Source organism: Rhodococcus gordoniae (assembly GCF_001646655.1).
In the GTDB taxonomy this organism is placed as follows: domain Bacteria; phylum Actinomycetota; class Actinomycetes; order Mycobacteriales; family Mycobacteriaceae; genus Rhodococcus; species Rhodococcus gordoniae.
Genome location: NZ_LPZN01000009.1, coordinates 1 through 7,414 on the forward strand (window position 1 = coordinate 1; position 7,414 = coordinate 7,414).

The 7,414-nt window shown below is 68.5% G+C and carries 1 protein-coding gene; it reads right to left on the reverse strand.

All coding sequences use genetic code 11. The features are described from left to right. Window positions 1-43: 43 nt before the first annotated feature. Window positions 44-7,414, reverse strand: a 7,371-nt coding sequence (locus tag A8G18_RS05820) for a non-ribosomal peptide synthetase (protein WP_157100843.1), incomplete at its 5' end; no start/stop codon positions are given.

Here is a 7,414-nt window from a genome sequence, read left to right on the forward strand (position 1 = left end):
CCCGCGCATCGGCGGGGCCGTCCGAGGACGGCCCCGCCTGCGGTCAGTCCGGATCGGAGAGCCGGTGCACCCGGTGCGCCGCGCCCCATTCGTCGAGCAGATCCTGGGGCACCTCGTCGACCACGACGACCACCGCGAGATCCTCGAGACTGCCCGGCTCGAGCGTGCGCAGCGAGGCTTCCGGCAGGTGGACGTGCGTGACCCACTCGTTGTAGAGCACACCGTCCAGGGAGGCCCCCGACACCGTCTTCTCGGGTACGACCACGACGACCGCACCCGTCGCGGTCACGGTCAGCGGCTCGAGGGCCACCGATTCGACGTCGACGCTGCCCAGGGCGGCGCTCCGCGACTCGTAGGTCAGCTCGTACCTCTCGCGGAGCTCGTCGATCCGCTCGAGAAGTTCGGCGTTCGTGAACGTCCGCGACCCGATGACCGCCGCCGCGTCCGACGGTTCCACCGGACGCAGCCGGTCCGAGTACGTCACAGGAGCGGCCGAGAGAGCCGACAGGTCCGTCTGCACCTTCTCGTCGTCCACGACGATCCAGTCGCCCGACAGGGATCCTGCCGCCTTCGAGAGGGTCAGACCCACCGCGGCTCCCGCCGGCAGCTCTTCGCCGTGGCGAGCCGGGTCGACCATCACGAGTGCCGCGCCGGTCTTGGCCACCGCCCACTGCGCGACCACCGAGTCCACCGATCGTGGCATCGAGACGGCGACAGCATCGCCTGTTCCCAGCCCGCGATCGATGAGCATGCGGGCCAGGCGGGAAGACCGTTCGTCGAGTTCGCGGTACGAGATCTCCACACCCTGCCCGTCGGCCTCGGGTTCGGCGGGCACGGCGAGTGCGGGCGCCGAGGGGTCCACTTCGACCACTTCCGCGAGCACGGTGGCGAGGGTGCCCGCTCCCGTACCGGCCACCACCGCGGAGGGCCCGGATTCGGCCACGATACGCGCGAGTTCGTCGGCCTCGACGAGTTCGATGTCGGCGACCGCCGTGTCGGAATCCTCGACGAACGCCTCCAGCACACGCACGAATCGCCGGGAGAGGTGAACGACCTCGGCCTCGTCGAAGAACCGCTCCAGGTATTTGAAGGTCAGCTCGATCTCGCTGTCGGCGACGGTGAGCAGCGTTATCGGATAATGCGTGGCGTCCTTCACTCCGACGCCCGTGATCGTCATGCCGTCGATCGAGCCCGCAGCGTCGGACAGCGCGTCCCGATCGATCGGGTACGACTCGAACACCAGCAGGGAGTCGAATCCGATCGGCGTGCCGATGCGCTGTTCGATGTCGGACAGGCCGACATAGTGGTGATCGAGCAATCCCGCCTGCTCCGCCTGCAGACGTCGGAGCATCTGCGACACGGATTCGTGCCGGTTCGTCCTCACGCGCACCGGCAGTGTGTTGATGAACAGACCCACCATCGACTCGACGCCGGGCAGGTCGGCGGGACGACCCGACACGGTCGCGCCGAACACGACGTCCGAGCTGCCGGTGATGCGGCCGAGCACTACGCCCCAGGCAGCCTGCACGAGGGTGTTCACGGTTACGCCGAGATCGGCCGCGAGGGCGGTCAACCGGGCGGTGCGCTCGGTGTCGAGCAGGACGCGGACCGTGGAGATCGTGTCGTTCCCGGGGTCGCGCTGAACCGGAGCGATGGCGGTCGGATCTCCGAGCCCTTCGAGCGCGGTGGCCCACGCGTCGAGCGAAACCGTCCTGTCCTGCTCGGCGAGCCACGCGAGGAAACTGCGGTAGGAGCGCGCGCGCGGCAGTGCCGTGGGATCACCGCGGAGCACGTACAGGGCCATCAGATCCTGCATGAGCAGCGGCATCGACCAGCCGTCGAGAAGGATGTGATGGGTCGTGACTCCGAGGTGGTACCGGTTCGTTCCGGATCTCACGAGCAGGAACCGAATGAGCGGTGCCGACTCCATGTCGAAGCGGCGGGACTGCTCGTCCGCCAATGCCGATGCGACCGCGGCCATCCGTCGCTCGTCCTCGGTGTCGCTCGAATCGAGTTCTCGCCAGGGAAGCTCGACGTCGTCGAGCACCAGTTGCAGGGACCGTCCCTCCGCGTCCGTGACGAAAGCGGTCCTGAGATTCGGGTATCGGTCCAGCAGTGCTTGTCCGGCCGCACGCAGGCGCGCCGGATCCACCTCACCCTCGAGGTCCAGCACGGCCTGCATGGTGTAGACGTCGACGTGCTCCTCGGTCACCATCGACGCGTGGAACAGCAGACCCGCCTGCAGCGGCGACAGCGGCCACACGTCCGAGAGCGCCGGGTAGCGCTGCTCCCATTCCTCGATCTCGCTCTGTTCCAGACCGGCGAGCAGCAGGTCGGACGGTGTCAGGCCACCCGCATCCGGTGATGCCGCGTACTGTGCGAGTGCGCTCAGTGCCTGCGACCAATGCTGAGCAAGCTCGTCCACGTCGTCGGAATCCAGCAACCCCGACGGGAAGGCGATGCTCGCGCCGAGCTGGGGTCCGCCGTCGCCGTCCGAGACGATCGCATTGATATCGACGCTCGCGTTGGCGGGCATGTCGGCGTCCTGAGCAACATCCAGCTCGCCGAGCGCGGAGGTCGGTGCCCAGCCGATCTCCGCGAGACCCTCCGGTACGTCCGCCGACGACATCCGGCCCAGATAGTTGAAGCTCACCTGCGGCACTCGGGCGATCGACGCCAACCGCGCCGACGATTCCGGATCCAGATAGCGCAGCAGGCCGAATCCCATGCCCTTGTCCGGGATGGCCAGGAGCTGTTCCTTGACCGCCTTCACGGCCGATCCGATCGCAGCGCCACCGGCGAACGCCTCGTCCACGTCCACTCCGGTCAGGTCGACCCGGACCGGGTACGCACTGGTGAACCACCCGACCGTCCTCGACAGGTCCGCTCCCGGCAGGACGGACTCCTCCCGTCCGTGACCTTCGAATTCGACCAGTGCCGAAGACGATTCGATGCCTCGATCGCGTCGCCACCGCACGAGTGCCAGGCCGAGCGCAGCCATCAGGCCGTCGGCGACACCACCGCGGAACAATGTCGGCACCGACGTCAGCAGAGCATCGGTTTCGGACGCCGGGAGAGACAGCTCGATCCGTCGGACGGTGGAGACGGTGTCGACGGCAGGATCGAACGGACGTGAGCCCAGAGCCGGGTCCGGGCCCTCCAGAATGCGCTCCCACAGAGGAAGTTCCGCCCGGCGCTCCGAGGCCGCAGCCACGAGACCGTGCGCCCATCGCCGCAGGGACGTGCCCACGGCGTCGAGCGACACTTCCTGGCCGGAGACGATCTGCCCCCAGGCCAGGCCGAGGTCCGGCAGCAGGATGCGCCACGAGACGCCGTCCACGACCAGATGGTGGGCGACGACCGCGAGGATGCCCGCACGCTCACCGCCGAAATCGAACCACACGAACCGGAGGACCGAACCGCTGGCAGGATCGAGCCGGCCCAGCGCCGCGTCGATCTCGCGTTCCGCAACGACGGTCAGATCTGCGTCGCTGATTCCGGCGGGTAGCTCGACCCGTTCGAGAATCGACACCGGATCGACACTTCCCGCGGCGCGAACGCGTAGGACATGCTCCCCATCGGTTCCGCGCTCGAGGATCGAACGCAGGGCGTCGTGGTGATCGACGACGGCACCGATCGTACGAACGAGCACGTCCTGATCGATCCCGCGCGGCAATGTCACGGCGACGATCTGCGAGAACCGATCGAAACCACCGGGCCACGACAGGACCTCGTGCATGATCGGCGTCAGCGGAACCTCGCCGACACCGCCACCGGGAAGCTCGGCCGGACGCAGTGTCGTCCCGCCCTCGGAGCGCGTCGCGACCTCGGCGAGACCGGCGACCGACCGACGCTCGAAGACGTCCCGGGGGGTGAACACCACACCGCGCGCCTTCGCCCGCGACACCAACTGGATCGACACGATGCTGTCGCCGCCGAGCGCGAAGAACGACTCGTCGACGCTCACCTTGTCCAGATGCAGAACCTCCGCGAACACCTCGGAGATGATCTGCTCGACCTCACCCTCGGCGGCCCGGTACTCACGCTCCTCGATCACCGGTTCCGGCAGCGCATCGCGATCGAGCTTGCCCACCGGCGTGAGCGGCACCTCGTCGAGCACCACGATGGCCGACGGCACCATGTGCGGCGGCAACGACCGTGCCACGAACTCGGTCAACTCCACCGTGTCGACCGTTCGGCCCCGCACCGGCAGCACGTACGACACCAGCACGGTGGCGCCGGAACCGGTGGTCCGGCCGAGAGTAGCCGCGAAATCCACACTGTCGTGTCCGGCGAGAGCCGCGTCGATCTCGCCGAGCTCGATACGGAAACCGCGGACCTTGACCTGGAAGTCGCTGCGGCCGACGAATTCGAGCTCGACGGGACCGCCCTCGAGCGAACGCCAGCGAACCACGTCGCCCGTGCGGTACATGCGCGAGCCGTCGCTGCTGTAGGGATTGGCGACGAACCGCTCGGCGGTCAGGGCGGTGCGCCCGTGGTAACCCCGCGCGAGCGCGCCACCTGCCATGTAGAGCTCGCCTGCGACACCCTCGGGCACCGGGTTCAGCCGGGCATCGAGGACGAGCGCGGATACACCGTGGGTCGGGTTGCCGATCGTGATCGGCCGGCCCGGTTGCAGGCGGGCGAACGACGAGATGATCGTGGTCTCGGTGGGGCCGTAACCGTTGAAGTACTTCCGTCCCGGCGCCCAGCGACCGAGCAGTTCGGGTGTGGTGACGTCGCCGCCCACCGACACCACCTCGAGGCTGTCGATACCGGCAGGATCCATCGTGCCCAGCACTGCGGGCGTGATGATCGTGTGGGTCACCTGTTCGGTCTGCAGCAGTTCCGCAAGATCCGGGCCGCCGATGATCCGGCCCGGCACGATCACCAGCGTCGCACCGCTCGAGAATGCAGCCATCCACTCGAGCACCGACGGGTCGAAGCTCGGCGAGCAGATGTGCAGGAACCGGTGGCCGGCACGCAGGTGGTAGAGGTCCACGGCGGTGTCGACGACGCCACCGAGACCGGTGTGGGTGACCACGACGCCCTTGGGCCTACCCGTCGAACCCGACGTGTAGATCACATAGGCCGGGTGTTCGAGCCGGATCGGCCGCACGCGGTCGGCGTCGGTGACCGGTGCACCGGACCGCGCGTCCAGTTCCGCGGCCGTCTCCGGCGCGTCGAGCACGACCCAGTCGGAGTCGTCCGGCATCGCCTCGCGATATTCGGACCCGGTGATACCCATGGCCGCACCGGAATCCGCGAGCATGTAGCGCACGCGGTCGATCGGGTAGTTCGGATCGACCGGCAGGTGGGCGGCACCGGCCTTCGCGATCGCCCACACGCTCAGCACCATCTCGTACGAACGCGGGTACGCGACGGCGACGATGTCCTCCGGTCCGACCCCTCGCTCGATGAGCATGCGGGCCAGGCGCGACGAGGTCTCGTCGAGTTCCCGGTAGGTGACCGACCGGCCCTCGTACCGCACCGCGACGGCCTCGGGGGCCCGCGCGACGCCCGAAGTGAGGATGTCGCTGAGGCTTCCACCTGCACTGACGCGGTCGCCGTGGACGTGCGTGAGCCGGTCGAACTCGTCTGTGTCGAGAAGCGGTAGATCTCCGACCGGCAGGTGCGGATCGCCCAGTACTCCCGCGACGAGCATCTCGAACCGTCGAGCGAATCCTTCGATCGTCGAGCGGTCGAACAACGCACTCGCGTAGGAGAATTCAGCCGAGATTCCGGCGGGGACATCCGATCCGCCGCGATGCTCGCGGAGGGTCAGCGACAGGTCGAACTTGACGGTGTCGACCTCGAAGGGCACTCCGGACACCGTGAGTTCGGGCAGTTCCAGCGCCGTCTCGGGCAGGTTCTCGAACGACAGTGCCACCTGGAACAGCGGGTGGCGTGCCGTCGACCGCTCGGGGTTGAGGATCTCCACGAGCCGCTCGAAGGGGATGTCGGCGTGGGCGAACGCCTCGAGGTCGCCCTCCCGCACGCGCGAGAGGAGGTCCGAGAAGCTCTTGCCCGCGTCCACCCGGGTGCGCAGGACGAGCGTGTTGACGAACATGCCGACCAGGTCGTCGACCTCCGATTCGCCACGACCGGCGATGGGCGTGCCGATCGCGATGTCGTCGCTGTCGGAGATCCTCGACAGGAACACCGCGAGCGCGGTGTGCATCACCATGAACATCGTGGTGCCCGTGGAGCGTGCGAGTGCCGCGAGGCCGCGGTGCAGGTCCGCGCCGAGGACGAACTCGATCTTGCCGCCGGTGAAGGACTGGATCGAAGGACGCGGCCGGTCCATGGGGAGATTCAGCTCGTCGGGCAGACCCGCGAGCGTGCGCTTCCAGTACTCGGCCTGCGCAGCGAGCAGGCTCTCGGCATCGTCCTCTCCGCCGAGGACCGCACGCTGCCAGATCGCGAAGTCGGCGTACTGCACCGGCAGCGGCGCCCAGCCGGGGGCTTCACCCTCGGCGCGGGACATGTACGCCGTCATCACGTCGCGGGTCAGCGGCGAGATGGACCAGCCGTCGGCGCTGATGTGGTGGACGACGAAGACGAGCACGTGATCGCGCTCGGAGAGCTCGAACAGTCGTGCGCGCAGCGGGATCTCGGTGGTGACGTCGAACCCGCGGGAGACGACCCCGGTCACCTTGTGCAGCAGGTCGTCCTCGGTGGCCGGTTCGACGTCGATGTCGGGCGCGGCCTGCGAGACGGGGAGGATCAGCTGGTAGGGCTGTCCGTCGATCTCGGGGTAGATGGTGCGGAGCACCTCGTGCCGGGCCAGCAGGTCCTGGACCGCCGCCTGCAGCGCACCGAGGTCGAGTGCACCGCTCAGGCGCACCGCGACCGGGATGTTGTCGACCGACGATTCGGTGTCGAAGCGGTTGAGGAACCACATGCGCTGCTGCGCGAGCGACAACGGCACACGGTCGGGCCGCGGCTGCGGCACCAGCGCCGGACGTGCCGCCGCACCCGTGTGCTGCTCGGCCGCGACGGCGAGCGCCGCGACGCTGGGGGCCTCGAACAGCACGCGAACGGGGACGCGGGTGTCGAGCGCCGCGCCGATCCGCGAGACGACCTGGGTGGCGAGCAGCGAGTTGCCGCCGAGTTCGAAGAAGTCGTCGTCGACGCCCACTCGGCTGAGGCCGAGGACGTCGGCGAACACGCCGGCCACGATCTCCTCGATCGGTGTGCTCGGGGCACGGAACTCGCGGGTCTCGAAGACCGGTTCGGGCAGGGCCCTGCGGTCGAGCTTCCCGTTGACGTTCAGCGGCAACGCATCGAGCGTCACGAACGCCGACGGCACCATGTACGACGGCACTCGAGCACCGAGGGCGGATCTTATCGACTCGATGTCCGCATGCGCACCGTCCGCGGGCACGACGTAGGCGACCAGCTGCGTGCCGAC